This window comes from Enterobacter sp. SLBN-59 (assembly GCF_024807915.1).
Lineage (GTDB): Bacteria > Pseudomonadota > Gammaproteobacteria > Enterobacterales > Enterobacteriaceae > Enterobacter > Enterobacter asburiae_B.
The window spans coordinates 3,335,871-3,361,263 of record NZ_JANUFI010000001.1 but is presented as its reverse complement, the minus strand read 5'-3'; the positions used below and the strand labels follow the sequence as shown (position 1 = coordinate 3,361,263).

The 25,393-nt window shown below is 58.7% G+C and carries 27 protein-coding genes; 15 read left to right on the top strand and 12 right to left on the bottom strand.

From position 1 onward, the window contains the following. Nucleotides 1–2: 2 nt before the first annotated feature. Genes M2422_RS15950 through acpT form a run of 9 tightly spaced genes read left to right on the top strand, consistent with a single transcriptional unit; the run spans nt 3 to nt 8,110 of the window. Complete coding sequence (locus M2422_RS15950; protein ID WP_023309526.1) at nt 3–425, top strand: thioesterase family protein; 423 nt, start codon at nt 3–5, stop codon at nt 423–425. Next, nucleotides 422–1,027: an outer membrane lipoprotein carrier protein LolA gene (locus tag M2422_RS15945; protein WP_064673689.1), complete on the top strand. Its 606-nt coding sequence runs from the start codon at nt 422–424 to the stop codon at nt 1,025–1,027. Before M2422_RS15950 ends, M2422_RS15945 begins: the two co-directional genes overlap by 4 nt. Continuing rightward, nucleotides 996–3,320, top strand: a complete 2,325-nt coding sequence (locus tag M2422_RS15940; protein ID WP_064673688.1) for an MMPL family transporter — start codon at nt 996–998, stop codon at nt 3,318–3,320. Before M2422_RS15945 ends, M2422_RS15940 begins: the two co-directional genes overlap by 32 nt. Continuing rightward, nucleotides 3,317–3,895, top strand: a complete 579-nt coding sequence (locus M2422_RS15935) for a DUF3261 domain-containing protein (RefSeq protein ID WP_033146845.1) — start codon at nt 3,317–3,319, stop codon at nt 3,893–3,895. Before M2422_RS15940 ends, M2422_RS15935 begins: the two co-directional genes overlap by 4 nt. Before the next feature lies 1 nt (nt 3,896). After that, on the top strand, nt 3,897–5,066 hold the full coding sequence (locus tag M2422_RS15930) for a beta-ketoacyl-[acyl-carrier-protein] synthase family protein (protein ID WP_064673687.1): 1,170 nt from the start codon (nt 3,897–3,899) through the stop codon (nt 5,064–5,066). Continuing rightward, nucleotides 5,063–5,536: a hypothetical protein gene (locus M2422_RS15925; protein ID WP_064673686.1), complete on the top strand. Its 474-nt coding sequence runs from the start codon at nt 5,063–5,065 to the stop codon at nt 5,534–5,536. The genes M2422_RS15930 and M2422_RS15925 overlap by 4 nt, the downstream gene beginning before the upstream one ends. Then, complete coding sequence (locus M2422_RS15920) at nt 5,533–6,264, top strand: 3-ketoacyl-ACP reductase FabG2 (protein ID WP_032662188.1); 732 nt, start codon at nt 5,533–5,535, stop codon at nt 6,262–6,264. Before M2422_RS15925 ends, M2422_RS15920 begins: the two co-directional genes overlap by 4 nt. Continuing rightward, on the top strand, nt 6,261–7,490 hold the full coding sequence (locus M2422_RS15915) for a beta-ketoacyl-ACP synthase (RefSeq protein ID WP_058842005.1): 1,230 nt from the start codon (nt 6,261–6,263) through the stop codon (nt 7,488–7,490). Before M2422_RS15920 ends, M2422_RS15915 begins: the two co-directional genes overlap by 4 nt. A 2-nt stretch (nt 7,491–7,492) precedes the next feature. Then, nucleotides 7,493–8,110: a 4'-phosphopantetheinyl transferase AcpT gene (gene acpT / locus M2422_RS15910; RefSeq protein WP_064673685.1), complete on the top strand. Its 618-nt coding sequence runs from the start codon at nt 7,493–7,495 to the stop codon at nt 8,108–8,110. On the opposite strand, the gene arnF is transcribed toward acpT, so the two are convergent. The 8 genes from arnF to M2422_RS15870 all read right to left on the bottom strand — a co-directional run bounded on the left by arnF (nt 8,058) and on the right by M2422_RS15870 (nt 16,263). Further along, nucleotides 8,058–8,447 (bottom strand): 4-amino-4-deoxy-L-arabinose-phosphoundecaprenol flippase subunit ArnF, encoded by a 390-nt coding sequence (arnF, locus tag M2422_RS15905; RefSeq protein WP_064673684.1) that lies wholly within the window; start codon nt 8,445–8,447, stop codon nt 8,058–8,060. The genes acpT and arnF overlap by 53 nt on opposite strands. Next, nucleotides 8,444–8,779, bottom strand: coding sequence for a 4-amino-4-deoxy-L-arabinose-phosphoundecaprenol flippase subunit ArnE (arnE, locus tag M2422_RS15900; protein ID WP_033146851.1), 336 nt, complete (start codon nt 8,777–8,779; stop codon nt 8,444–8,446). The genes arnF and arnE overlap by 4 nt, the downstream gene beginning before the upstream one ends. Then, nucleotides 8,779–10,434 carry a lipid IV(A) 4-amino-4-deoxy-L-arabinosyltransferase gene (arnT, locus tag M2422_RS15895; RefSeq protein WP_064673683.1) on the bottom strand — a complete coding sequence of 552 codons (1,656 nt, stop codon included), beginning with the start codon at nt 10,432–10,434 and terminating at the stop codon, nt 8,779–8,781. The genes arnE and arnT overlap by 1 nt, the downstream gene beginning before the upstream one ends. After that, a complete protein-coding gene (gene arnD, locus M2422_RS15890) occupies nt 10,431–11,333 on the bottom strand; it encodes a 4-deoxy-4-formamido-L-arabinose-phosphoundecaprenol deformylase (RefSeq protein ID WP_058842007.1) in 903 nt (300 codons plus the stop codon). The genes arnT and arnD overlap by 4 nt, the downstream gene beginning before the upstream one ends. Continuing rightward, nucleotides 11,330–13,312 (bottom strand): bifunctional UDP-4-amino-4-deoxy-L-arabinose formyltransferase/UDP-glucuronic acid oxidase ArnA, encoded by a 1,983-nt coding sequence (gene arnA, locus M2422_RS15885; protein ID WP_064673682.1) that lies wholly within the window; start codon nt 13,310–13,312, stop codon nt 11,330–11,332. The genes arnD and arnA overlap by 4 nt, the downstream gene beginning before the upstream one ends. Continuing rightward, nucleotides 13,309–14,292 (bottom strand): undecaprenyl-phosphate 4-deoxy-4-formamido-L-arabinose transferase, encoded by a 984-nt coding sequence (gene arnC, locus M2422_RS15880; protein WP_029740674.1) that lies wholly within the window; start codon nt 14,290–14,292, stop codon nt 13,309–13,311. Before arnC ends, arnA begins: the two co-directional genes overlap by 4 nt. Before the next feature lies 1 nt (nt 14,293). Next, a complete protein-coding gene (gene arnB, locus M2422_RS15875) occupies nt 14,294–15,433 on the bottom strand; it encodes a UDP-4-amino-4-deoxy-L-arabinose aminotransferase (RefSeq protein WP_023309541.1) in 1,140 nt (379 codons plus the stop codon). Between the two features lie 326 nt (nt 15,434–15,759). Then, on the bottom strand, nt 15,760–16,263 hold the full coding sequence (locus M2422_RS15870) for a phenolic acid decarboxylase (RefSeq protein ID WP_008503103.1): 504 nt from the start codon (nt 16,261–16,263) through the stop codon (nt 15,760–15,762). Between the two features lie 99 nt (nt 16,264–16,362). Between M2422_RS15870 and M2422_RS15865 the strand changes: the two genes are divergently transcribed. Then, nucleotides 16,363–17,244, top strand: coding sequence for a LysR family transcriptional regulator (locus tag M2422_RS15865; protein ID WP_064673681.1), 882 nt, complete (start codon nt 16,363–16,365; stop codon nt 17,242–17,244). A 32-nt stretch (nt 17,245–17,276) separates the two neighbouring features. Continuing rightward, on the top strand, nt 17,277–18,071 hold the full coding sequence (locus M2422_RS15860; RefSeq protein ID WP_045403298.1) for an SDR family NAD(P)-dependent oxidoreductase: 795 nt from the start codon (nt 17,277–17,279) through the stop codon (nt 18,069–18,071). Nucleotides 18,072–18,076: 5 nt separating this feature from the next. On the opposite strand, the gene M2422_RS15855 is transcribed toward M2422_RS15860, so the two are convergent. Then, a complete protein-coding gene (locus tag M2422_RS15855) occupies nt 18,077–18,604 on the bottom strand; it encodes an NlpC/P60 family protein (protein WP_029740677.1) in 528 nt (175 codons plus the stop codon). A 239-nt stretch (nt 18,605–18,843) separates the two neighbouring features. Here M2422_RS15855 and M2422_RS15850 point away from each other — a divergent pair, with 239 nt between their 5' ends. After that, nucleotides 18,844–19,506 carry an HAD family hydrolase gene (locus M2422_RS15850; RefSeq protein ID WP_014885577.1) on the top strand — a complete coding sequence of 221 codons (663 nt, stop codon included), beginning with the start codon at nt 18,844–18,846 and terminating at the stop codon, nt 19,504–19,506. Between the two features lie 60 nt (nt 19,507–19,566). Here M2422_RS15850 and M2422_RS15845 read toward each other — a convergent pair whose 3' ends face one another. Together M2422_RS15845 and M2422_RS15840 are read right to left on the bottom strand one after the other, a co-directional pair. Continuing rightward, nucleotides 19,567–20,592, bottom strand: coding sequence for a TerC/Alx family metal homeostasis membrane protein (locus M2422_RS15845; protein WP_024908851.1), 1,026 nt, complete (start codon nt 20,590–20,592; stop codon nt 19,567–19,569). Between the two features lie 166 nt (nt 20,593–20,758). Beyond that, on the bottom strand, nt 20,759–21,157 hold the full coding sequence (locus tag M2422_RS15840) for a potassium channel family protein (RefSeq protein ID WP_023309546.1): 399 nt from the start codon (nt 21,155–21,157) through the stop codon (nt 20,759–20,761). Nucleotides 21,158–21,474: 317 nt separating this feature from the next. Here M2422_RS15840 and M2422_RS15835 point away from each other — a divergent pair, with 317 nt between their 5' ends. Further along, nucleotides 21,475–22,809: an MFS transporter gene (locus M2422_RS15835; RefSeq protein ID WP_048981458.1), complete on the top strand. Its 1,335-nt coding sequence runs from the start codon at nt 21,475–21,477 to the stop codon at nt 22,807–22,809. 37 nt (nt 22,810–22,846) lie between these two features. On the opposite strand, the gene M2422_RS15830 is transcribed toward M2422_RS15835, so the two are convergent. Beyond that, nucleotides 22,847–23,584: an IclR family transcriptional regulator gene (locus M2422_RS15830; RefSeq protein WP_023309548.1), complete on the bottom strand. Its 738-nt coding sequence runs from the start codon at nt 23,582–23,584 to the stop codon at nt 22,847–22,849. 169 nt (nt 23,585–23,753) lie between these two features. Between M2422_RS15830 and M2422_RS15825 the strand changes: the two genes are divergently transcribed. Continuing rightward, nucleotides 23,754–24,446 carry an RraA family protein gene (locus M2422_RS15825; protein WP_064673680.1) on the top strand — a complete coding sequence of 231 codons (693 nt, stop codon included), beginning with the start codon at nt 23,754–23,756 and terminating at the stop codon, nt 24,444–24,446. Next, the gene (locus M2422_RS15820; protein ID WP_064673679.1) at nt 24,446–25,384 is read left to right on the top strand and encodes an NAD(P)-dependent oxidoreductase; all 939 of its coding nucleotides are present in this window, start codon (nt 24,446–24,448) and stop codon (nt 25,382–25,384) included. Before M2422_RS15825 ends, M2422_RS15820 begins: the two co-directional genes overlap by 1 nt. Nucleotides 25,385–25,393: the final 9 nt, after the last annotated feature.

Below are 25,393 nucleotides of genomic sequence, written 5' to 3'. Positions count from 1 at the left end.
GGGTGCTGACCGATCCCCGCTTTACGACTGAAGTTGAGATCACCGTTCCGTTCCACGACGTCGATATGATGGGCGTGGTCTGGCACGGTAACTATTTCCGCTACTTTGAGATCGCCCGCGAGGCGCTGCTCAATCAGTTTGACTATGGCTATCGCCAGATGAAGGCCTCCGGCTACGTCTGGCCCGTCGTCGATACCCGGGTGAAATACCGCGATGCGGTGACCTTTGAGCAGCGTATTCGCGTCCGCGCGCACGTTGAAGAGTATGAAAACCGCCTGCGCATAGCCTATCAAATTTTCGATGCGCAGACCGGCAAACGCACCACCACCGGCTACACCATCCAGGTAGCGGTGGAAGAAGCCACCCGCGAAATGTGCTTTGTGAGCCCGGCAATACTGTTTGAACGAATGGGAGTGACGCCATGAAATGGTGGCCTTTGCTGGCGCTTCTCGTCAGCCCGCTGGTCAGCGCCGTGACGCTGGATGAACTGCAGCAGCGCTTCACCGGGCAGCCCGTCGTGCGCGCGCACTTCGAACAGGTTCGCACCATAAAAGATATGCCGCAGCCGCTGCGCTCGCAGGGCGAGATGCTGATCGCCCGCGACAGCGGCCTGCTGTGGGATCAAAAAGCGCCGTTTCCGATGACGCTCCTGCTGGACGACATGCGGATGGTTCAGGCCATTAACGGCCAGCCGCCGCAGACCGTCACCGCCGACAATAATCCGCAGATGTTCCAGTTCAACCATCTTCTGCGGGCCCTGTTCCAGGCCGACCGCAGGGTGCTTGAAGAGAACTTCCGCATCGATTTTAAAGACCTGGGCGCCGGCCGCTGGTCGCTGGTGCTTACGCCAAAAACGACGCCGCTGGACAAGATTTTCGCCACCCTCGATCTGGGCGGCGCGACCTATCTGGAGACGATTCGCCTCAACGATAAACAGGGCGACCGTACCGATATCGCCCTTTCACGCCACCAACTGACGCCCGCCAGCCTGACCGATGACGAACGCCAACGCTTTGCCGCACCGTAAATCCCTGCGCCCGGCGCTGCTGTGGGCCACGCTATGCCTGATTCTGCTGGGCGTGCTGCTGTCGCTGCTGCCCGGCGCGCGTCTGAACAGCAGCGTGCTGGCCATGCTGCCGAAGCAGACGCTGGGGGCGATCCCGCCGGCGCTCAACGACGGGTTTATGCAGCGTCTCGACCGCCAGCTGGTCTGGCTGGTCAGCCCCGGCAAAGAGCCCGATCCGCGCGTGGCGCAGCAGTGGCTGGCGTTGCTGCAAAGCAGCGATTCGCTCAGCGAGGTCAAAGGCCCGATGGACGCCGCCGGGCAAAAGGCCTGGGGAGAGTTCTTCTGGCAGCACCGAAATGGCCTGATCGATCCCGCCACCCGCGCCCGCCTGCAAAACGGCGGAGAAGCGCAGGCGCAGTGGATTTTATCTCAGCTCTATTCGGCCTTCTCCGGCGTCAGCGGCAAAGAGCTGCAAAACGATCCCCTGATGCTGATGCGCGGCTCGCAGCTCGCTCTGGCGCAAAACGGCCAGAAGCTGCGGCTGATGGACGGCTGGCTGGTCACACAGGATGAGGCGGGAAACTACTGGTATCTGCTGCACGGCGAGCTGGCGGGCTCGTCATTTGATATGCAGCAGACCCACCGGCTGGTGACGACGCTTAACGCGCTGCAGGATAGGCTAAAAGCGCGTTACCCCCAGGCGCAGCTGCTTTCGCGCGGGACCGTGTTCTACAGCGATTACGCCAGCCAGCAGGCCAAACGCGACGTCTCGACGCTGGGCATCGCCACCCTGCTCGGCGTGTTCCTGCTCATCGTCGCGGTGTTCCGCTCTCTGCGCCCGCTGCTGCTGAGCGTGCTCTCCATTGCCATCGGCGCGCTGGCGGGCACGGTGGTGACGCTGCTGCTCTTTGGCGAACTGCACCTGATGACGCTGGTGATGAGCATGAGCATCATCGGTATTTCAGCCGACTACACGCTCTACTACCTGACCGAACGGATGGTGCACGGCGCGGAGCACTCCCCCTGGCAAAGCCTGGCCAAAGTACGCAATGCGCTGCTGCTGGCGCTGCTGACGACCGTCGCCGCCTACCTGATTATGATGCTGGCCCCCTTCCCCGGGATCCGCCAGATGGCGGTGTTCGCCGCCGTGGGGCTGAGCGCCTCCTGCCTGACGGTGATGTTCTGGCATCCGTGGCTGTGCCGGGGTTTACCGGTGCGCCCGGTTCCGCTGATGGTTATCATGCTGCGCTGGCTGGCCGCGTGGCGACGCAATAAAAAATTGTCCGTGGGTTTGCCCGTCGCGCTGGCGCTGCTCTCCGCCGTGGGGATGAGCACCCTGAGGGTGGACGACGACATCGCCCAGCTGCAGGCCCTGCCGAAAGATATTCTGGCGCAGGAGAAGGCCATTACCGCCCTGACCGGACAGAGCGTCGATCAGAAATGGTTTGTGGTTCATGGCGCCTCGCCTCAGCAAACGCTGGAGCGGCTGGAAGCCTTTACCCCGGCGCTGGCACAGGCGCAAAAAGCCGGAGAGATCGCCCGCTGGCGTACGCTGCCGCTGAACTCGCTGGCGCGCCAGAAAAGCGATCTGAAGCTGCTGCGCGAGGCTGCCCCTGCGGTAACTAACGTGCTGAAAAGCGCCGGGCTCAACGCCGTATCCCCGAATCTCGACGCCATGCCGGTCAGCGTGGACGCGTGGCTTAAAAGCCCGGCCAGCGAAGGCTGGCGTCTGCTCTGGCTGACCCTGCCTAACGGGGAAAGCGGCGTGCTCGTGCCGGTGGACGGCGCGAAAAACAGCGCTTACCTCGGTGAACTGGCCGCACGCCATGACGGCGTCGTCTGGGTCGATCGCAAAGCCAGCTTTGACAGCCTGTTTGCCCTCTACCGCACGCTGCTGACGGGGCTACTGTTTGCCGCGCTGGCGGTGATTGCCTGCGGGGCGATGCTGCGCCTCGGCTGGCGTAAAGGGCTGATAAGCCTGGTGCCGTCCGTGCTGTCGCTGAGCTGCGGCCTGGCGGTGCTGGCCGCAACGGGCCACCCGGTGAATCTGTTCTCACTGCTGGCGCTGGTACTGGTGCTCGGCATTGGCATTAACTACACGCTGTTTTTCAGCAACCCGCGCGGTACGCCGCTGACCTCGATGCTGGCGATTACGCTGGCCATGATGACCACGCTGCTGACGCTGGGCATGCTCGTCTTCAGCGCCACCCAGGCCATCAGCAGCTTTGGCATCGTGCTGGTGAGCGGTATTTTTACCGCCTTCCTGCTGGCTCCGCTGGCGATGCCGGATAAGAAAGAGAGAAAACGTAAATGAACGCTTTTTATCGCGCCGTTGCGCTGGCCGCGGCGCTGCTGCTGGCGGGCTGCAGCCATTCGACCGATACCAAAGAGACGCGGCCTCAAGCCTGGCTCCAGCCGGGCACCAGAGTGACGCTGCCCCCGCCCGGCATCAGCCCGGCGGTAAGCTCCCAGCAGCTGCTGACCGGCAGCTTTAACGGACAAACGCAGTCCCTGCTGGTGATGCTCAACGCGGATGCGCATAAGGTGACGCTGGCCGGGCTTTCTTCCGTGGGCATTCGTCTGTTCCTGGCAACGTACGATGAGACCGGTATTCATACCGAGCAGTCGATCGTCGTGCCGCAGCTGCCGCCCGCCAGCCAGGTGCTGGCCGACGTGATGCTCAGCCACTGGCCGATTAGCGCCTGGCAGCCGCAGTTGCCGAAGGGCTGGACGTTAACGGACAATGGCGATCGGCGCGAGCTGCGTAACGCCAGCGGCAAGCTGGTGACGGAGATTGTCTACCTGCAGCGCAAAGGCAAGCGCGAGCCGATCAGCATCGAGCAACACGTCTTTAAATACCACATCACCATTCAATATCTGGGTGACTGAGATGATTTATATATCCGCTGTTGGCATGGTCAACGCGCTGGGCAACTCGCCTGACGAGATTGCCGCGAACCTGACGGCAGGCGTGGCGCCGGGGATGCACGCCCGGACCGGCTGGTTGCAGGGTTTACCCGAAGCCGTACTGGGCGGCGTGGAAGGCGAGCTTCCACCCATCCCGGACGCTTTCGCCGCACACCGCACCCGCAATAACCAGCTGCTGCTGGCCGCGCTGGCGCAGATTCAGCCCGCCGTTGACGAGGCCATCGCCCGCGTCGGTCGCGACCGCGTGGCCGTGGTGCTGGGGACCAGCACCTCCGGGCTGGACGAAGGCGATGAGCACGTGCGCCACATGGCCCATGGCGAAGCGAGCACGCGCTGGCAGTATCCGCAGCAGGAGCTTGGCGATCCGTCCCGCTTCCTCGCCAACTGGCTTCAGCTCGAAGGCCCGGCCTATACGATCTCCACGGCCTGCTCTTCCAGCGCGCGGGCGATGATCGGCGGCAAACGTCTGATTGAAGCCGGGCTGGTGGACATCGCCATTGTCGGCGGAGCCGATACCCTGAGCCGGATGCCCGTCAACGGCTTTAACAGCCTTGAATCCTTCTCCCCTACGCTCTGCGAGCCGTTTGGTCGCGACCGCCGGGGGATCACCATTGGTGAAGCCGCCGCGCTGATGGTATTGAGCCGGGAGCCCGCGGACGTGGCGCTGCTCGGAACGGGCGAATCCAGCGATGCGTACCATATTTCCGCCCCGCATCCGCAGGGTGAAGGGGCGATAAGGGCTATCGCGCAGGCGCTTAACGAAGCGGATATGCAGCCGCAGGATATCGGCTACATCAACCTGCACGGCACGGCCACGCCGCTCAACGATCAGATTGAATCGCAGGTGGTTCACGATCTCTTCGGGGAAAGCGTGCCGTGCAGCTCAACCAAACACCTTACCGGCCATACGCTGGGCGCCGCCGGTATTACCGAAGCGGCCCTGAGCTGGCTGATTCTGACGCGCGATCTGCCATTGCCGCCGCAGGACTTCGCCCGCTACGCGCCGGACGACACGCTGGCGCCGTGCGGCCTTCTGCACCAGCGCGCCGCCCTGAAAAAGCCGGTCATTTTGTCTAACTCGTTCGCGTTTGGCGGCAACAACGCCAGCATCCTGCTGGGGAGAGCCTCATGAGCTACTTATCACCCGAAGCCTATCTGCCGCACGAGGCGCCGATGATGCTGCTGGGGTCCGTTGAGAACGTTACGGACGACACGGCGGTCTGCCGCGTGGCGGTCAACGGGCAAAGCGTGCTGGCGCCGTTTCTCAACGCCGATGGCGACCTGCCGGGCTGGTACGCGCTCGAGCTGATGGCGCAGACCGTCGGCGTCTGGTCAGGCTGGCATCGCCATCAGCAGGGGCAGGATCATATCGCGCTGGGCATGGTGCTCGGCGCGCGCGAGCTGGTCTGCGCCAGCGGGCGTTTCGCCGCAGGCCTGACGCTGGACATCACCGTTAAGCTGCTGATGCAGGACGAACGCTTCGGCAGCTTTGAATGCGCGATTTCCGCTAATGAAGAGACGCTGGCCACGGGCCGGGTCAACACCTTCCAGCCGAGCGCAGAAGAATTAACATCGCTTTTTAATCAGGGATCTAACGCATGAGTCGTTCCGTACTGGTCACAGGGGCCAGCAAAGGCATAGGGCGCGCCATCGCTCGTCAGCTTGCCGCCGACGGGTTTACCGTAGGCGTGCATTACCATCGTGATGCCGCAGGCGCGCAGGAGACGCTGGACGCCATCACGCAGGCGGGTGGCAACGGTCGTTTACTCGCCTTTGATGTGGGCAACCGCGAACAGTGCCGCGAGGTGCTGGAGCAGGAGATTGAAGCCCATGGCGCATGGTATGGCGTGGTCAGCAACGCCGGAATTACCCGCGACGGCGCCTTTCCGGCGCTGAGCGAAGACGACTGGGACAGCGTGATCCACACCAATCTCGACAGTTTTTATAACGTCATTCACCCCTGCATTATGCCGATGATTGGCACCCGTAAAGGGGGGCGCATTATCACCTTATCGTCCGTGTCCGGCGTGATGGGCAACCGCGGACAGGTGAACTACAGCGCGGCCAAAGCGGGCATTATCGGCGCCACTAAAGCGCTGGCGATTGAGCTGGCAAAACGCAAAATCACCGTCAACTGCATTGCCCCGGGGCTGATTGATACTGGCATGATTGAGATGGAAGAGGCCGCGCTGAAGGAAGCCATGTCCATCATCCCAATGAAACGGATGGGCCAGGCTGAAGAGGTCGCCGGGCTGGCAAGCTATCTGATGTCAGATATTGCGGGCTACGTTACCCGCCAGGTCATTTCCATTAACGGAGGCATGCTATGACGCGTCGCGTGGTGATTACGGGCATGGGCGGCGTGACCGCCTTTGGCGAAAGCTGGCAATCCGTTTCCAGCAGGCTGCTGGCGTATGAAAACGCGGTGCGTAAAATGCCGGAATGGCAGGTGTACGATGGCCTGCATACCCTGCTGGGCGCGCCGATCGATGATTTCACGCTGCCGGAACACTATACCCGCAAGCGTATTCGTGCCATGGGCCGCGTGTCGCTGATGTCGACCCGCGCCACCGAGCTGGCGCTGGAGCAGGCGGGGCTGATTGGCGAAGCGGTGCTCACCAACGGTCAAACCGGTATCGCCTACGGTTCTTCGACTGGCAGCACCGGCCCGGTCAGTGAATTCGCGACCATGCTCACCGAAAAGCACACCAATAACATCACCGGGACAACCTACGTCCAGATGATGCCGCACACCACGGCGGTGAATACCGGGCTGTTCTTTGGACTACGCGGCCGCGTCATCCCGACGTCGAGCGCCTGTACCTCCGGCAGCCAGGCGATTGGCTACGCCTGGGAGGCGATTCGCCACGGGTATCAGACCGTGATGGTCGCGGGGGGCGCGGAAGAATTGTGTCCGTCTGAAGCGGCGGTGTTTGACACGCTGTTTGCCACCAGTCAGCGTAACGACGAACCCAAAACCACCCCTTCACCGTTCGATACGCAGCGCGATGGTCTGGTCATTGGGGAAGGCGCAGGCACCCTGATTCTGGAAGAGCTGGAGCACGCCAGAGCGCGCGGGGCGACAATCTACGGTGAGATCGTGGGCTTTGCCACCAACTGTGACGCGGCCCATATCACCCAGCCTCAGCGTGACACCATGCAGATTTGCATGGAGCAGTCGCTGGCCATGGCGGGATTAAGCGCCCGGGATATGGGGTATATCTCCGCGCACGGTACCGCCACCGATCGCGGCGATATCGCCGAAAGTCAGGCCACTGCCGCCATCTACGGTGACAGCGTGCCGGTGTCCTCGCTGAAGAGCTATTTTGGCCATACGCTGGGTGCCTGCGGCGCGCTGGAAGCGTGGATGAGCCTGCAGATGATGCGTGAAGGCTGGTTTGCCCCGACGCTCAATTTAACGCAGCCGGATGAGCAATGCGGTGCTTTAGATTATATTATGGGGGAAGCCCGTCAGATTGACTGCGAGTATCTGCAGAGCAATAACTTCGCGTTTGGCGGCATCAACACCTCGATTATCATTAAACGCTGGGCGTAACTATGTACCAGTTTGTACTGGGAAAAATCTCCACCCTTTGCGCGGACCCGCTGGCGTCAGCGCTCGCAGACAGGGCGCCTCAGGGTGCCCGACAGGCCTCCTGGCTGGCCGGGAGGACGCTGCTCGCCAGAGCGTTATCCCCTCACCCGCTCCCCGACATCATTTACGGCGAGCAGGGCAAACCGGCCTTTGCGAAGGGAAATCCGCTGTGGTTCAACCTGAGCCATAGCGGTGACGATATCGCCCTGCTGATGAGCGATGAAGGCGAGGTTGGCTGCGATATCGAAGTGATTCGCCCGAGGAAGAACTGGCAGGCGCTGGCTAATGCGGTATTCAGCATGACCGAGCATGACGAGCTGGAGCGTGAAGCGCCCGAGGAACGGCTTTCCGCCTTCTGGCGTATCTGGACGCGGAAAGAAGCGATTGTGAAACAGCGTGGCGGCAGCGCCTGGCAGATTGTCAGCATCGACAGCACGGCGCAGATGCACGCGGTCAGCCAGCTACAGGTCGGCTCGCTGAGCCTTGCCGTCTGCACATCGACCCCTTACACCCTGACCCACGAGTCGATTATTCACCTCGGGACGTTCGGGGCAGAAAAATCACTAACACACCCAGAATAATAAACCCGACGCCCACCAGCCCGTGCCAGGAGAAGCGTTCTCCCCAGCCGGGCAGCAGGATCGCCGCACCCCACACCAGAATATAGCTGAGGCTCAGCAGGGCATACGCTTTGCTGAGCGCCATGCGATGCAGCGCCAGATACCAGCAGCCCATCGAGGCCACGTACCCCGTCAACCCCAGCAGCAGCGCACCCGTGCCGGACGAGAAGTGCCACAGCGCGGAAACAAACGCCAGGAGCTCACTGACCGGTGGCAATGCCTGCATGGCCTCGCGCAGCAACAGCTGCGCCGCGCTGACTAACAGCACGCTGCATAAGGCCCAGAACGCTCCTTTCACAGGCTCCCTCCCAGGATAACAATCCCAATGATGATGAACCCTACTCCCAGCCAGTGATGCGCAGCAACGTGCTCACGCCAGAACGCCTTCGCCGCCAGCGTCACCCAGACAAAATTGAGGCTCAGCATAGGATACGCGATGCCGACAGGCAGGCGTTGCAGCACCACCAGCCAGACCAGCATCCCGCTGCCCAGCGCCAGCAGTGCCAGGCCAAGCCACAGCGCGATATGCGTCCCGCGCCGCCCGGCTTTCGCCGGACGGGTGGCCTGTTTCTGGCACAGCTGCCCCGCGCAGCTGAGCAGGCTTGCCAGTATCAGCCAGATCCAGGTCATCACTTCGGCAGGTACTCCAGCAAGGCCAGACGCCCCTGGATATAGAGATTGTCCGGCTGCGGTAAATTCGCCCGTGAAATATCGTCGCGTTTTGACAGCAGCATCACCAGCGACACGCGCCCCTGCTGACGATGCGCTGCCAGCCACTGCGCGAAGTCGTCCTCACTGACAAAACGATCTTTCACATCGGGATAATCCAGCCCGTAGCGCAGTTCGCCGCTCTGACCAAACAGCGTGATGTCATTGCGCTTCAGCTCCCACGCCAGGCCCGCGGCCACGCCCACGTTATTGGCCAGCACGAATCGGCTTTCCTGAAGCGGCTCGCGCACGGTATCGACCAGCGACTGCGGCTGTTTGGAATCCACCACCAGGTTAGGAATGGCAAAACCAATCAGCAGCGCCAGCCCTGCGGGGCACAGTGCCGCCAGCCACCAGCGCTGCTGGCTCTGTCTGAAGGTAAACCAGCCTACCGCGGCCCAGATGAGGAACGCCACCACCGCACAGAAGACTTTGTACAGTTCGACCGACGTCCAGACCGGATGCTTAGACAGTCCCCACGGCGAGACCACCAGCGCCGCCACCACGCCGATAACGCCAAACGCCAGGTTAATCCCGCCGTTAATGCGTAACGCTCTGGCACCTTTTTCCGCCGCGAGGCAGGCATAGCGCGCCATCAGGATGGCCAGCGGGGCAAAGCACGGCAGGATATAGGTCGGCAACTTGCCTTTGGCGATGCTGAAGAACAGCAGCGGCATCACCACCCAACCCAGCAGATAGAACCCGCCACCCGCGTTTTGTCGGTCATTCCAGCCGAGACGAATCGCACCGGGCAAAAGCGCAAGCCACGGCAGGCTGCCAGCGATCAGGAACGGTATGTAGTACCAGAACGGGGCTTTGTGTTGCGCGTCGCTCTGGGCAAAACGCTGAATATGCTCAACCCAGAAGAAATAACGCCAGAAGTCAGGTTCACGCTGCGCAATAGCCAGCCCCCACGGCAGAACAATCAGCACACAGCTCAGGATCGCGAGCCAGCCAAAAATCAGCACCTCTTTCCAGCGCTTATGGGCGATTACCCACGGCAGCACGCCAATCACCGGTACCGCCAGCGCCAGGAAGCCTTTGGTCATCACCCCCATCCCGCAGGCCAGCCCAAGCAGCACATAGCCGCCCGCTTTTCCGGCAACGGTTTGGGCCTGTGAGGCCAGCCAGAAGCTGCACATCGCCGCCACCAGCCACAGGGTGATGATAGGATCCAGCACCGCATACGTGCCGATGCCATACACCAGGAACAGGGTCAGGAAGATAAGACCGGAGAAAATGGCGGTCCGCTTATCTCGCCAGAGACGCCATGCCATCCAGATGACCAGCAGCGCCGCTAACCCGGTGGAGAATATAGAACCGGCGCGCACGGCGAGGTTGGTGTGCCCGAACAGCAACTGCCCGATGCTGTTGATCCAGTAGCCAGCAATCGGTTTTTCAAAGTAACGCAGCCCCAGAAAATGCGGGACAACCCAGTCTCCGGATGCCAGCATTTCGCGGCTGATTTCCGCATAGCGCGTTTCATCAGGCTGCCAGAGCAGACGAATATCGACCGGAATGAGGTAGTAAACGATAAACAGTGCGAGAAGCGCTAAGCCATAACGGGCTGTTTTCATGGGACCGGACTCACGGTTTGTTGATAGCCAAGCCAGCCTTCCCGGCCAGCCATTTCATTACGGACGACTTTGCCCACGGGCAGGGTGCTGAGGTCGTCCGGCAGCAGCTCGCTCAACGGACAAAATTCAATGCCCTCCTGAGCGGCCATCGTCAGCAGTTCGTCGAAATCATGCTGATACGCAATCCCTTCCACTTCGGCATGGATGGTATACACCGGCGTGCCGGCGTCACGATGGATGCGGTCCAGAATGTAGCGATTGAACTCATCCGCCTTCACCTCGCGCCCGACCACTTCATCCCAGGTGGGAAGCGTAACCGGAATTTGCACCGTTCCGTAGCGATTTTCGCCTAACAGCGGCAAAAAAGGTCCGGTTCCGCGGCAGTCGCTGTTGTAGCGAAACGCAAAGGCTTCTTTGGCCTTCACGACGCGCTGATCCGCACGCCATCCCGCCACGGCGGAGCAGCGCACGGGCTGACCGGTAATGGCCTCCAGCTCCAGCATCCCACGCTCGACCTCACGGGACAGGCGCGGGATATCCCAGACGCCCGCCCAGGCTTGCCAGGCATGGTGGTCCCAGGCGTGCAGACCCACCTCATGATGCTGAGCCGCCTCACGGATAACGGCTTCATTACCCGCGCCGATACGTCTGCCGGGCCAGGCGGTGCCAGCCAGCAAAATATCCCAGCCGTAGAGGGATGCTGCGCGCGAGCGCAGCATTTTGAACAGAAATGCCGGTTTAATCAGACGCCATAAATGGCGTCCCATGTTGTCAGGCCCCACGCTGAAGAAAATGCTGGAACGCACACCGTGCTTGCTCAGCAGTTCCAGCAGTTTGGGTACGCCGTCACGCGTTCCCCTGAAGGTGTCGACATCAATGCGTAAACCGACTTTTTTCATGAGTCCTGTTCCGACAGCTCCACGGTGCGCAGGAAGAAATCGAGCGTTTCGTCAATGGTCTGCTCCATCTTCACCGTCGGCGTCCAGTTCAGGCAGCGCTTCGCGTTGCGAATGCTTGGCTTACGGTGCTCAACGTCCTGATACCCTTTGCCGTAGTAGCTGCTGCTTTCCACTTCGCGGAAGCCGGCAAACGGCGGGAACTTGTCGCGCAGCGGATGGCGCTCAAAGCTGGCCAGCAGCATCTCTGCCAGCTCGCGAATGCTCGCTTCGTTGTCCGGGTTACCGATGTTGATGATTTCACCGTTGCAGCGGTTATCTTTGTTTTCGATGATGCGGAACAGCGCTTCGATACCGTCGCTGATATCCGTAAAGCAGCGTTTCTGTTTCCCGCCTTCGATAAGCTTAATTGGCGAGCCTTCTACCAGGTTCAGGATCAGCTGGGTGATCGCACGGGAGCTACCAATACGCGCCGCGTTGAGGTTATCCAGACGCGGGCCCATCCAGTTGAACGGACGGAACAGGGTAAAGCGCAGGCCCTCTTTCTCGCCGTAGGCCCAAATCACGCGGTCCAGCAGCTGTTTGGAGACGGAATAAATCCAGCGCTGTTTGTTGATCGGCCCGACCACCAGGTTGGAGGTGTCTTCATCGAAGTTCTTATCGGTACACATGCCGTACACTTCAGACGTGGACGGGAAGATGATGCGCTTGTCGTATTTCACGCAGTCGCGGATGATCTTCAGGTTCTCTTCAAAGTCCAGCTCGAACACGCGAAGCGGGTTACGGGTGTACTCGATTGGCGTGGCAATGGCGACCAGCGGCAGCACCACGTCGCATTTTTTAATGTGGTATTCAATCCACTCGGAATGGATGCTGATATCCCCTTCCACGAAGTGGAAACGCGGGTTGTCGAGGAAACGGCTGATGGCGTCAGAGCCGATATCCAGACCGTAGATTTCGTAGTTATCGTCTTTAAGCAGACGTTCGGTCAGGTGGTTACCGATAAAGCCGTTCACGCCGAGGATCAGCACGCGGGTACGGCGCTTGATGGCAACAACCGGTGCGCTGGTGATCAGCGCTCCGGCCACCAGACCCAGAGACTGCGCCAGCTGCGTGCCCTGCACGTACAGGCCGTTGTCGGTTTGTCCGGTGACGATCTCCAGCGCCTGCTCGCCGCAGCTCACAATCAGCGGAGAGACAGAGACGACTGTGCCCGGTTTGGCAGCCGGAATATCGTCACGCACGCGGGATTTCCAGACGATAAATTTGCTTACGCCCGCAAAGCTGTACGCGCCCGGCCACGGGTCGGTCACGGCACGCACCAGGTTGTGCAGCTGGCGAGCAGGCTTGTTCCAGTCCAGACGACCATCTTCCGGCGCGCGGCGGCCAAAGCTGCTTGCCTTGCTCTCGTCCTGCGCGGTCTCGCTGAAGGTGCCGTTGAGAATACCTGGAAGTGCATCACGCAGCAGCGTCTGTGCCGACGCATTCAGCTTTTGATGCAGCTGCAGCGCAGTTTCGTCCGCATCAATAGCGACCTTCTGCTGTGCCACGATAGCGCCCGCGTCCGCACGGCGCACCATGCGGTGCAGCGTCACGCCCGTTTCCGTTTCACCGTTCACCAACACCCAGTTCAGCGGCGCGCGGCCACGGTAGGCGGGCAGCAGAGAACCATGAAGATTAAAGGCGCCTTTTGCGGCCAGGCCTAAGATCTCGTCGGAAAGCAGGTTGCGATAGTAGAACGAGAAGATTACGTCAGGCGCGAGCGCGCGGATGCGCTCCACCCACAGCGGATGGTTGACGTCGTCCGGTGCATAAACCGGGATCCCGCGCTCGGCGGCGATACGCGCCACGGAGCCAAAAAAGTTATTCTCTCCGGCCGTGTCCGGATGGGTAAAGATTGCCGCAATGTCATAGCCCGCTTCCAGCAGGGCCAGCGTGCCCGTGCACCCCATATCGTGATAGGCAAATACAACAGCTTTCATGGGTGAATTTCCTCTTGAGATGCTTTGTGTTCCTGACGGACAACACGTTGAATAAAGTAGCGCGGACGCGCGCGAACATCGTTATAGATACGGCCAATGTATTCACCGAGAAGGCCCATCCCGACAAACTGGGCGCCGATGAACATAAACAGCACGGCAAAGAGCATGAAGACCCCTTCCGCCGCCCACTGCGGGCCAAAGACCAGTCGCAGCACCACCAGCAGAACGGACAGCGCAAACCCGGCCACGGCGATGATGCTGCCGAACACGCTCAGCAGACGCAGCGGCGTGGTGGTCAGGCAGGTGATGAGGTCATACATCAGGTTGATGAGACGCATAAAGCTGTACTTCGATTCCCCGTGCTCGCGCTCGGCGTGCAGAACCGGAATCTCCGTTGCCTTGCGGGCAAAGGTGTTGGCGAGGATCGGAATAAAGGTGCTGCGCTCATGGCAGTGCAGCATCGCGTCGACAATGTGGCGGCGGTAGGCGCGCAGCATGCAGCCGTAGTCGCCCATCGCTTTACCGGTCGTGCGCTGGATAAGGCGGTTGATGGTGCGTGAGGCCAGCTTGCGGAACAGACTGTCCTGACGGTTCTGACGTACCGTGCCGACCACGTCATAGCCTTCATCGGCTTTGGCGACCAGGCGCGGGATCTCTTCCGGCGGGTTTTGCAGGTCAGCGTCCAGGGTGATGACCAGATCGCCCGTAACGTGGCTAAACCCCGCCATAATCGCCGAGTGCTGGCCGTAGTTACGGTTGAGCAGCACGGCAACAATATGGCTGCCTTCGGCCTGCGCGGCCTCGGTCAGCATCAGCGCGGAATTATCGCTACTGCCGTCATCTACCAGCAGAATTTCATAAGCCTTGCCCATCGTGTCGCAGGCGGCGGTTGTACGACGGATCAGTTCGGGCAGGCTCTCCTGCTCGTTATAAACCGGGATTACCACGGAAACTTTTTGTACAGGCGGTGCACTGAACATATCAATGTCCTGCAAGCTGATGGAGTGCGGTAATGACGCGGGTTGTGTCGTCATGAGTCATGTCCGGGAAAAGAGGGAGAGAACAAATACGCGCGCTATTCCATTCAGAATTCGGGAGCGATACATCAGGAAAACGCTCGCGGTAGTATTTTTGGGTGTGCGCCGCGCGGAAGTGGAGGCCGGTACCGATGCCTTTCTCTTTCAGCGCCGCCATCAGGTTGTCGCGGGAAATTCCGCAGCGCGCTTCGTCAACGCGAATAATAAACAGGTGCCAGGCGTGCACGTGCGGCCATGACGGAATGGTGAGCGGCTGGAACGGCGTATCGGCAAGCTCACGCAGGTAGCGTTCAGCAATTTCCTGGCGGCGTCTGTTGGCCTCTTTCAGCTTGCCTAACTGCACCAGCGCCAGCGCGGCGTTGATGTCTGCCAGGTTGTATTTATAGCCCGGCGCGATCACTTCCGCCTGCGGCGCGCGGCCGTGCGTCTGGCGGTCATAGGCATCTACGCCCAGGCCATGGAATTTCAGGCTGCGGATCCGCTGTGCCAGCTGGGCATTATCCGTGACGACTAAGCCGCCTTCCGCGCAGGTCATATTTTTAATGGCGTGGAAGGAAAAAATCGCGGTCCCTTTCCATCCCACATGACGGTTCTTGTAGTACGTTCCGGCGGCATGGGCCGCATCTTCAATAACCGGAATACCGTGACGTTCACCGATGGCATGAATGGCGTCGATTTCACACGGCGCGCCAGCATAATGAACGGGAATAATGGCTTTGGTACGCGGGGTAATGGCGGCTTCAACGGCTTCTGGCGTCACCATTAACGTATCTTTGTCCACATCAATCATGACCGGCGTGGCGCCCAGCAACACGATCATATTCAGCGTGGATACCCAGGTCTGGGAAGGGGTAATAACTTCATCGCCCGGGCCAATATCCAGCGCCATCAGCGTGACGTGCATACCTGCGGTGGCTGAACAGACGGCAATCGCATGCTGATTCCCGGTAAGCTGACAGAATGCCTCTTCAAGTTCCTGATTCTTTGGCCCTGTGGTGATCCAGCCCGACATCAAAACGTCCTGAAGCGCCGCAATTTCCTCAGCGCCCATCGACGGCCGCGAAAAAGGCAGAAAATCACTCATTATTAATTTCCTTGCAATAAAAATGGCATGTTTTTGATATTAACCAAATGCCAGCCCGTTTATTTCAACGAACCATAAACTTATATCAAAGTAGCTCTCTTTCCTTAGGGAAAAATTAAGACAACGTTTGCAACGTTATAAGACAACTAGCAGCCAGTTGAAAAACAACAAGTTAAATTAATATTAAATATTTTTAATGTGATCTTTCGCAACATTTTGAAATGGATTCATTTAAACCAATCATCAACAAACAAAAAAAATCCCGGCCATTTCAAAATAATATGAAATAGCCGGGAACTTTTCTTTTTAGTTAATTGTCGCGCTTATTAGAGATTATCTGGAAAGTTTTTCGGTAATTCACTGGCCGCACAGGCAATAACGCTTTCATTATTGGCACCGCAATCGCGCACAAAGGTGATCGTGGCAAATTCATCAATCACTTCCGTTGGATACGCCGGACCCGCATCGCGATAGCTGTTCATCAGCGGAATATGGTCGTTCTGGAAGCAGACGGTTTTTTCCGGATTGTTCATGACCCAGCGTGGGAAGAAGATGGTGCCGTGGAACAGCTTGTCGCCCAGGTTCACAATCAGGCTGACGTCGGTACCGGTTGGTTCGGTCCAGGAAATTTTATAGATGCTCTCGCCTACCCGCACGATATAAGCCTGCTGATCTTTCACCCAACGGTTGGCCACAAGACCGCTGTGAATACGGTAATCAAGCGTGGTCTCATTTTTTACGTAAATCTCGTAGTTCCAGCCGTTATCGTAGGTATATACAAGATGTTTACCAACAAAGCCGCTTAAGTCGTGTTTGTCGAAGGTGTTCATAAGATGTCTCCTTTGTTTTGATGAGACGATCGTACCCATTCAAAAAATGAATGAATAACGCTATGTTTTAATCAAATTCATCCAAATTTTAGATAAATCATGCATAAGACGACGCTGGAACAATGGGCTTTACTGGAAAGAGTGGTGGAAGCGGGCAGCTTTGCCAAAGCCGCGGAAGAAACCCACCGCAGCCAGTCCTCGGTGAGCTATAACCTGTCGCTGCTGCAGGAGCGACTCGGCGTGGCGCTGCTGGTGCCGGAGGGGCGACGGGCGGTGTTAACCCCGGCCGGAGAGCTTCTTCTCAACCAGGTTAAACCGCTGCTGAAAGCGTTTTCGTACGTTGAGACGCGCGCAGTAACCCTTCGCAACGGGATGCGCACGCGGTTAGATCTGGTGGTGGACTCCATTTTCCCGCGCCGCCGCCTGTTCGCTATTCTTCGTCAGTTCCAGCAGCAGTATCCGCAGACTCAGGTACGTCTGACCGAGGTGCTGGAAAATACCCGCGCCGATGCCATTAACGACGAAGCCGATGTGATGGTCTTAACCCGCCGCCAGGATATCACCGGGCTCGGCGAATGGCTGATGAATATCGACTTTGTTGCCGTGGCCCATTCCCGGCATCCCTTGTTTCACCTCGACGCGCCGCTCAATGATGAGATGCTGCGCCCGTGGCCGCTCATCCAGATTGCGGACAGCCAGCCCGCCGCGCGCGCGGCCGGCGAGTCGTGGACCTTCTCCACCATCGATGCCGCCATAGAGGCCGTCGTCTCTCAGGTCGGCTACGGCTGGCTGCCAGAGGAACGCATCCAGACCCAGCTGGATCAGGGCGTACTCAAACGCCTGCCGCTGAGCCACGGTGCGCGCAGGGCAACGCCGCTACACCTGATTGTTAAGCGTTCCCTCGCCCCGCTTGATGAGCAGGTTGAGACGCTATTGCGCCTTTTTAGCCAGGAGCCGTCATCCTCACCTGCTACGCTTTAAGGTCCGAACGTTAAATCGAGAAGGAGCAGATGATGAAAATCGACTTTGCGGGGAAAGTGGCGCTGGTGACCGCCTCAACCGGCGGGATCGGGTTCGCCATTGCCAGAGGTCTGGCAGAAAGCGGTGCGGAAGTGATCGTCAATGGCCGCAGCACGGAATCGGTGAATAAAGGCATTCAGCAGCTCCAGCAGGTGGTGCCGGGCGTGCAGGTGCGCGCCGCGATTGCCGACCTCAGTACGGCGGAAGGGGTCGAGTCGCTTCTGAAGGTAGCGAATAACGTCGATATTCTGGTCAACAACGCCGGGATTTACGGTCCTCAGGATTTCTATGCCACCGACGATGAGACCTGGGAGCGTTACTGGCAGACCAACGTGATGTCCGGCGTGCGCCTTTCCCGGGCCCTGCTGCCGGGCATGGTGCAGAAAGGCTGGGGACGCGTGGTGTTTATCTCCTCCGAGTCGGCCTGCAATATTCCGGCGGATATGATCCACTACGGCGTGACCAAAACGGCGCAGCTCTCGCTGGCGCGCGGTCTGGCGAAGTTCGTGGCGGGGAGCGGCGTGACGGTCAACAGCGTCCTGCCGGGCCCGACGATGTCTGACGGTTTCGCAGAGATGATGAAAGATGAAATCGAAAAAACCGGCAAATCGCTGGAGCAGCTGGCGAAAGAGTTTGTGATGGCCAACCGCCCCAGCTCGGTTATCCAGCGCGCGGCCACGGTTGAAGAGGTGGCCAATATGGTGATTTATGTCTGTTCGACCCAGGCCTCCGCCACCTCGGGCGCGGCGCTGCGCGTCGACGGTGGCGTTGTGGATGACATCATCTGACGCTGTCAGGCCGCGCTGCCTGCGATGCGACGGGCGGTAATGTAGTGTGCCTGCCAGTAATCATCCGTCAGGGTTGAAACCGTTACGCCCTGACTGGTTGAGGCATGAATAAACTGGTTTTTGCCAATATAAACGCCGACGTGCTTGCGGTTCGGGCCCGTCTGGAAGAAGACCAGATCGCCGGCTCTCAGGCGGTATTGCGCCACCTGCACGCCGCGATGGATCTGTTCACTCGTCGTGCGCGGCAAATTAAGATGCGCCGCATCGGTGAACAGGTGCTGCATCAGTGCGGAGCAATCCACCCCGCGATGCGTGGTTCCGCCCCACCGGTACTGGGTGCCTTTCCATTTCTGGTATTGATCGAGAATACGCGAGCGCAGCGGGCCTGTTTCCTGATGCACCAGCGCAGATTTCGCCGGTGATGCCGCCAGCTCGCTGTTCATCGATAACATCGACGCTGGAAGTTGAAAGCTGAACGCAGAAAACGAAGCAAAACTTAACGTGAGGATTGAAATAAGCGATCTAAGAGTCATATCAAGAAAGAAGTAGTGAGTGAGTTTTTCCTTACCTGTGGGGGCCAATGGTTCCCCTAAATATCTTGCGATGTGGCGATAATATAGACAGCTCGTTTTTTCACCAATTGTTATCGAGGCCAAAAATGGACTCACTTTGAGATCGCAAGATCGAGAAAAAAAGAGTGGTGATATAAGGACTGTCCAGCTAAAGCAGGTAAACTGATCCGCAGAATGTGTATTTCAGCTAAGACGTATTTATGACCAATATGATTGCCGACGAGACGGTGGCTAAATCCAGCGTGCTCTCTGTCTTTGACTTTGACGGGACATTAACGCACCACGACAGCTTTATCCCTTTCCTGCGTTTTGCCTTCGGCAAACGTTACTTCGCGGGCCGTCTGGTGCGCATGGCGCTGCCCACGCTCCACTGCGTGCGTCGCAAGCTGACGCGCGATGAGCTGAAGGAAGTGCTGATTAAAACCTTCCTGACGGGCGTGGATGAACACTGGTTACGCCAGCAGGCGGAAGCCTTTTGCGAAAAATACTGGAACAAGCTGATGCGCCCCGAAGGGGTTCTGGCGGTGGCGGCTGAGGTGAATTCCGGTGCGGAAGTGACCATCTGTTCCGCGTCCCCGGCGCTGGTGCTCCAGCCGTGGGCTGACAAACTGGGCATTAAGCTGATTGGCACGCAGCTGGAAGTGAAAGACGGCAAGCTGACGGGGCGCATCACGGGCAATAACTGCCGCTGCGCCCAGAAGGTGGCAAGGCTGGAAAAAGTGTATGGCGATCTGAACGCATATCACCTGCGCGCTTGGGGCGACACCCGCGGCGACCACGAGCTGCTGGCGGCGGCGCAGGATCCGCACTGGCGGCACTTCCACCACCCCCGCAAGCGTCGGAATTCACCGATTAAGGGTTAGGTGCGGTCCGGTGCCCTCACCCCGGCCCTCTCCCACAGGGAGAGGGAGAAAGGCGGTACATCAGGCCTCACGTTTCCCCGGGAACATCACGCTCGCAATAATCCCCAGCGCCAGCACGCCCAATACCACAAACAGGCTGGCCGTGGCGCCAATGCTGTAACCGTGATGCCAGAAGTGATCGGTGGCATTTAACCCCAGCTTGAACGCCACGAAGAACAGCAGCAGCACCACGGCTTTCTCGAGGTGCACCAGATACTGCTTCAGCGCTTCCAGCACGAAGTAAAGCGTACGCAGGCCGAGAATGGCGAACATCATGGCGCTGTAGATAATCAGCGGCTCGCGGCTCACGGCAATAATGGCCGGCACGGAGTCAAACGCGAACATGACGTCAGAGAGCTCGACGACGGCTACGCAAAGCAGCAGCGGCGTCGCATAGCGCTTCGCCTTCTTCACGCGTCCGACCATCACGTCCTGGTTTTCCGGCTTTTCAAGCTCAGCATCCACCTCTTTCTGGGTCAGAATAAAGGCGTTGCTGCTGATTTTCGGCCAGACCGGATAGAAGCGCTTCACCAGGCGATAGGCGAGATGACCCGAGTAATCTTCCACTTCGTCGCTCTCTTCATTGCGTCTGAGCATCATCACCGCCGTCCAGCCGACGACCAGCGCGAAGATCACCTCAACGTACGGCCCCAGGCTTAACAGGCTGGTGCCGATAGCCACAAAGATGCCGCGGAAGACTATCGCCCCCAGCACGCCCCAGTAGAGCACGCGGTGACGGTACTTATCCGGCACGCCGAACCAGGCGAAGATCGCCATCATCACGAACAGGTTATCGACGGAGAGCACCTCTTCCAGCGCATAGCCGGTGAGGAACAGGCTCGCCATCTCGGCGCCGTGGTGAACATACAGGAATCCGGCGAAGGCCATCGCCATCATGACCCAGAAAATGGACCACATCGCCGCGCTTTTCAGCGAGACGGGTTTATCGTGACGGTGCATAAAGAGGTCGATAAACATCGCCCCTACGGCCATCACCACAAAGACAACAACGGTTTCCGTCGGGAAACCGAGATGAGCAGCAGACATACAAAACCCTTTTGGCAGACAAAACACAACACCATGCAAACTGGCGTAAACCAGGAACAGAAAAGGGCGAGCCGTTAATCAGCCTCTTCGCCCTCAAAGTCGCGGCCTTCAGGCCGCGCAAGGAGGAGTACTTTACCTTACCAGGCGGGGATCGCGCATCTGCCGTTTAGGCGCTCATGCCGCGCAAACGCTGCAGCACCGCCACCAGAACCGCCACAGACCAGCCCACCATCAACGCGCCCACCAGCCCTTCCACCCCGCCGATGAGCCGCCAGTGCTGGGGTAACGTGACGTCGCCGTATCCCACGGTAGCGTAGCTGACCAGTGAAAAATAGAAGCTGGTGTTCCAGTCATTAAACGCGTCGATGACAAAATAAAACGCAGCAAACAGTCCGGCCTCAAGGAGGTGGGCGAAGATCATGGAGATCACGATACCGACATTGCGTAAAACGATGCGTACCGCCGAATCGACTTCTAATTTGATGAACTTTAAAACGCCAAACATCCACAGCGAATGGATCACCACGGTAAGGGTAAGCAAAATAATAATACTGAGTAGCTGCATGATGCGTGCTCGACCAAAAGGAATCTGGCCCCGCGAACGAGGCGGGGCACCTAGTCGAAGCTTAGTTGAATGACGAGGAAAAGTTGGTGCAATAATTGCGTTGCGTGATTATCTCCCTTGCAGCGTGCCCTCTTTGCGGCTGGTTCGACTGCTGTGAGCGATATATCTGCAGCGCACTATCTGTGAGTCACCTCTTATTTACATCATTTAAACCTTCCATTAACTGGATAAAAATAACGCGCCGTCGCTATAGTGGTTTTGTTTAATAAAACTGAGTTGTACCTAATAAAACAAAGAACAAACCCTGCGAGGACACAATGACAGAACATTTACGTAACGGCGCTACCGCCACCGAGGACATAGAAAGAGAGACGATGCGGAAGGTGATCTGGCGTATTCTCCCGTTTCTGATTGTCAGTTACCTGGTCTCCATTATCGATCGCGGGAATATCGGCATGGCTTCGCTGCAGATGAATGAGGACCTTGGCCTCAGCAAAGCCGCGTTTGGCTTCGCCAGCAGTCTTTACTTCGTGGCCTATTTTTTGTTTGAAGTACCCAGCAACCTGGCCATGCAGAAAGTCGGCGCCCGGCTGTGGATCCCGCGCATTATGATCAGCTGGGGCATCGTCTCCATGTGTATGGCCCTGGTGCAGAACACCACGTCGCTCTATATCGTCCGTTTTCTTCTCGGTGCTGCAGAGGCGGGCTTTTTCCCGGGCGTCGTGCTGTATCTGACCTGGTGGATCCCGTCCCGCTACCGCGCACGCATTATTGCGTCCTTTATGGTCGCCATCCCGCTCGCTAACTTCATCGGCTCCCCGCTTTCCGGGTTGATACTGTCACTGGATGGCTGGCTGGGCCTTCGCGGCTGGCATCTGCTGTTCATTATTGAAGGCTTGCCGGCGGTGCTGCTGGGTATTGCAGCCTGGTTTATTCTCCGGGATCGCCCTCATCAGGCGAGCTGGCTCAGCAGCGAACAGAAACAATGGCTGGAAACCACGCTGGAAACCGAGCGCAATCAGCAAAAGAGTATCGGACACCAGACGACGTGGCAGTTGCTGAAGCATCGCCAAATCTGGCTGATGGCGCTGATTTACGCGGGTGCATCTTCCGCGGGCACGACCATCAGCGTCTGGTCTCCTCAACTGCTGAAATCCTTCCATCTGGATAACCTTGAGACAGGTCTGTTTAACGCCATTCCTTACGGTCTGGCATCGGTTCTCATGATTGTATGGGGACGGAATTCCGATCGTACCAACGAACGCCGCTGGCATACCGCACTCACGCTGTTCATGATTGCCGCCGGCGTGTTCGCCGCCTTTGTAAGCGTCTCGCTGTCTGCCACGATCGTTATCCTCAGCATTATGCTGATAGGCGCTTATTCAATGAAAGGGCCTTTCTGGGCGCTGGCGTCCGGTTGGATGAGCAGTACCTCAGCGGCGGCGGGACTGGCCGCGATTGGCGCCATCGCAAACCTGATAGGTGGGGCGGTGATGGTAAACGCGTACGGCATTATCAATGAGCGGACAGGCAGCTACACGCTGGCAATGCTTCCGCTGGCCGCGCTGTGCGTGGCCGGGGGTATCGCGGTGCTCATTATGGGGCGGCAGGCCCGCCGCGCTCAGCTACACGAAAAACAGGTCACGCATTAACGATGACAGAAGCGGGACATTTGTCCCGCTTCTGCATTTAAAGATTTTCTTCCGCCGCGTCGCTCGTTTCACCAAAGAACTGCTGACAGAAGGGCTTGCTGGCGCCCATTTTCTGCGACAGACGGCTTGCAGCCGCCTTCATCAACTGCCCTATCTCCTTCTCACGACGATCTTCCGTCAGCCGCGAGATGGGGCCGGTCAGGGCTAACGCCGCAACCAGCTTGTCGTGAACGCCGAAGACAGGCATCGCAAACGCAGCGGTGTGGGGATCGCGCGCGCCTGACGTGTAGAATGGGAGTTCAGCGTCTTCCTCCGGCAGGCTTTCATTGAGCCCCCAATGACGCAATACCTTACTGATGGCCGAATTATCGAGCGGGAACTGGCTGCCGGGAAGATTGCTGTGTCGCAGGCCATGCGACGCTTCAGCGCGAAACAGGCAAAGCCGCTGCCCTCCCTCCAGCACATACCAGCTGGCACTCTCCTGAGACGCCAGGGATAAGGCCTGGAGCTCTGGCTGGACCACCCGGGAAAGGTGGAAAGATTGTTCATACAGCTTGCCGAGGTAAAGCAGACGTGGGCCCAGCGCATAATTGCCGTCTTCATGCCTGACGACGTAATTCATCCGTTCAAGAGAATTCATCAAGCGGTAAACCGTGGTTTTGTGATAACCCGACAGCTGTGCCAGCGCGGTCAGCGTCAGGCTCTCATCTCCAGGACGGAAGCAATCCAGTAAAGCCAGCGCTTTTTCAACCGCTACAACGCCTTCATTCCCCATCATTATCTCCTTGTTAGCCCGGCAGTGAGTGTACCTCAAATTTTGTGAGTCACTTCGTGTTTACATCACAAACGCCACCACGGGTCTGGCTAAAAGGAAATCAACACCGCTATAGTTGTTTTGTTCTGTACACCTGCATTGTACTCAGTAAAACAATATGGAGGCATTTATGTCCGTTAATGAAAAAAAACCGATTAATCGCCAGTTCGAGCGCGTTTCTGCCGAGGACGTTCGTCGGGCTGCCGAGTATCAGGCAGCTATTCTGGCCGACGTGGCCGGTCGCCGCGGTACGCTTCATGGCCGCATCAAACCGCTGGCCCCACACATGTCCGTTGCGGGTCCGGCCATCACCGTTGAAGTGCGTCCGGGGGATAATCTGGCGATTCATGCCGCGATGGCGGTGGCGCAGCCCGGCGATGTCCTGGTCGTCGATGGCAAAGGCGACCTGAGCTGCGCGCTGCTTGGGGAAATCATGGCCACTCAGGCTCAGGCGAGCGGCATTGCGGGCATTATTATTGATGGCGCTGTACGTGACGCCGACACCCTGAGCAAAGGTCACTACCCCGTCTTTTCTGCCGGTTTGAACCCCTGCGGCCCGACAAAGTTAATTTCTGGCCGGGTTAATCATCCCATTTCAGTCGCCGGGGCGACGGTTCAGGCCGGGGATCTTGTTGTCGCGGATATCGACGGCGTGGTCGTTATCCCGCGCGATGAGGTTCAGGAGGTTATCGCTCTGGCAAAAGAAAAGCTGGAGATGGAGACCCGGCGTCTTGCTGCCATCCGTGAAGGCGATTTACGTCCACACTGGCTTGATGACGCGCTTCGTAAGGCAGGTATGTTGAGCGACGAGGAGACGCTGTGATGGGGGGCAAAGACGTAGTGCTGGTTACCGGAAGCGACCTGGCGGAGCAGGCCATGGTGATGTTGCAGGGCTTTGAGGTAGTGTTTGCGGGCCGCCAGCCCACAGAAGATGACCTGATCGCGCTGTGTAAACGACACAATCCTGTGGCGATCCTGGTACGTTACGGCAGGATCACCGCGAAAGTTATGGATGCCGCCCCGGCTTTGCAGGTTATTTCCAAGCACGGAAGCGGGATCGATGTGATAGACCAGACGGCAGCGGCCGAGCGCAACATCGCCGTCCGGGCTGCGCCAGGTGCAAACGCGGCGGCAGTGGCTGAACATACCTGGGCGCTGATCCTCGCCTGCGCAAAGTCAGTGGTGCCTCTGGACAAGCGGCTGCGAGACGGGCACTGGGATAAGGCGACGCATAAATCCATTGAACTGGAGGGCTTAACGTTAGGGCTAATTGGGTTGGGTGCTATCGGCTCGCGCGTGGCGACTATTGGTCACGCTTTCGGCATGAAGGTGCTGGCTTACGATCCCTATGCTAAGACTATGCCTGCCCTGTGCGAACGCGCAGAAACGCTGAACGGACTTCTTTCCCGTTCCGATGTCATCTCTTTGCACTGTCCGCTGACCGATGAGAATCGGGGGATGATCAATAGCGAAACGCTCGCACACTGCAAGCGGAACGCAATTCTGGTCAATACGGCACGCGGTGGGCTGATCCACGATGAGTCGTTACTGGCGGCGCTCAGGGATGGCACGCTGCACAGCGCCGCGCTGGACAGCTTTACCCACGAGCCGCTGACCGCGCCGCACCTCTGGCAGTCCGTAGAAAACGTGGTTATTTCACCGCATATTGGCGGTGTTACCGCAGCGTCATATATCAGGATGGGGACCGTGGCCGCGAGCAATATTCTTGCTGTGACAGACGTCACCACCGTCAGCTCGTAAAGCCAACCG

Coding starts and splice junctions, on each gene's coding strand:
- M2422_RS15945 (WP_064673689.1), top strand. CDS start 422: ATGAAATGGTGGCCTTTGCTGGCGCTTCTCGTCAGCCCGCTGGTCAGC.
- M2422_RS15940 (WP_064673688.1), top strand. CDS start 996: ATGACGAACGCCAACGCTTTGCCGCACCGTAAATCCCTGCGCCCGGCG.
- M2422_RS15935 (WP_033146845.1), top strand. CDS start 3,317: ATGAACGCTTTTTATCGCGCCGTTGCGCTGGCCGCGGCGCTGCTGCTG.
- M2422_RS15930 (WP_064673687.1), top strand. CDS start 3,897: ATGATTTATATATCCGCTGTTGGCATGGTCAACGCGCTGGGCAACTCG.
- M2422_RS15925 (WP_064673686.1), top strand. CDS start 5,063: ATGAGCTACTTATCACCCGAAGCCTATCTGCCGCACGAGGCGCCGATG.
- M2422_RS15920 (WP_032662188.1), top strand. CDS start 5,533: ATGAGTCGTTCCGTACTGGTCACAGGGGCCAGCAAAGGCATAGGGCGC.
- M2422_RS15915 (WP_058842005.1), top strand. CDS start 6,261: ATGACGCGTCGCGTGGTGATTACGGGCATGGGCGGCGTGACCGCCTTT.
- acpT (WP_064673685.1), top strand. CDS start 7,493: ATGTACCAGTTTGTACTGGGAAAAATCTCCACCCTTTGCGCGGACCCG.
- arnE (WP_033146851.1), bottom strand. CDS start 8,779: ATGACCTGGATCTGGCTGATACTGGCAAGCCTGCTCAGCTGCGCGGGG.
- arnT (WP_064673683.1), bottom strand. CDS start 10,434: ATGAAAACAGCCCGTTATGGCTTAGCGCTTCTCGCACTGTTTATCGTT.
- arnD (WP_058842007.1), bottom strand. CDS start 11,333: ATGAAAAAAGTCGGTTTACGCATTGATGTCGACACCTTCAGGGGAACG.
- arnA (WP_064673682.1), bottom strand. CDS start 13,312: ATGAAAGCTGTTGTATTTGCCTATCACGATATGGGGTGCACGGGCACG.
- arnC (WP_029740674.1), bottom strand. CDS start 14,292: ATGTTCAGTGCACCGCCTGTACAAAAAGTTTCCGTGGTAATCCCGGTT.
- arnB (WP_023309541.1), bottom strand. CDS start 15,433: ATGAGTGATTTTCTGCCTTTTTCGCGGCCGTCGATGGGCGCTGAGGAA.
- M2422_RS15870 (WP_008503103.1), bottom strand. CDS start 16,263: ATGAACACCTTCGACAAACACGACTTAAGCGGCTTTGTTGGTAAACAT.
- M2422_RS15865 (WP_064673681.1), top strand. CDS start 16,363: ATGCATAAGACGACGCTGGAACAATGGGCTTTACTGGAAAGAGTGGTG.
- M2422_RS15860 (WP_045403298.1), top strand. CDS start 17,277: ATGAAAATCGACTTTGCGGGGAAAGTGGCGCTGGTGACCGCCTCAACC.
- M2422_RS15855 (WP_029740677.1), bottom strand. CDS start 18,604: ATGACTCTTAGATCGCTTATTTCAATCCTCACGTTAAGTTTTGCTTCG.
- M2422_RS15850 (WP_014885577.1), top strand. CDS start 18,844: ATGACCAATATGATTGCCGACGAGACGGTGGCTAAATCCAGCGTGCTC.
- M2422_RS15845 (WP_024908851.1), bottom strand. CDS start 20,592: ATGTCTGCTGCTCATCTCGGTTTCCCGACGGAAACCGTTGTTGTCTTT.
- M2422_RS15840 (WP_023309546.1), bottom strand. CDS start 21,157: ATGCAGCTACTCAGTATTATTATTTTGCTTACCCTTACCGTGGTGATC.
- M2422_RS15835 (WP_048981458.1), top strand. CDS start 21,475: ATGACAGAACATTTACGTAACGGCGCTACCGCCACCGAGGACATAGAA.
- M2422_RS15830 (WP_023309548.1), bottom strand. CDS start 23,584: ATGGGGAATGAAGGCGTTGTAGCGGTTGAAAAAGCGCTGGCTTTACTG.
- M2422_RS15825 (WP_064673680.1), top strand. CDS start 23,754: ATGTCCGTTAATGAAAAAAAACCGATTAATCGCCAGTTCGAGCGCGTT.
- M2422_RS15820 (WP_064673679.1), top strand. CDS start 24,446: ATGGGGGGCAAAGACGTAGTGCTGGTTACCGGAAGCGACCTGGCGGAG.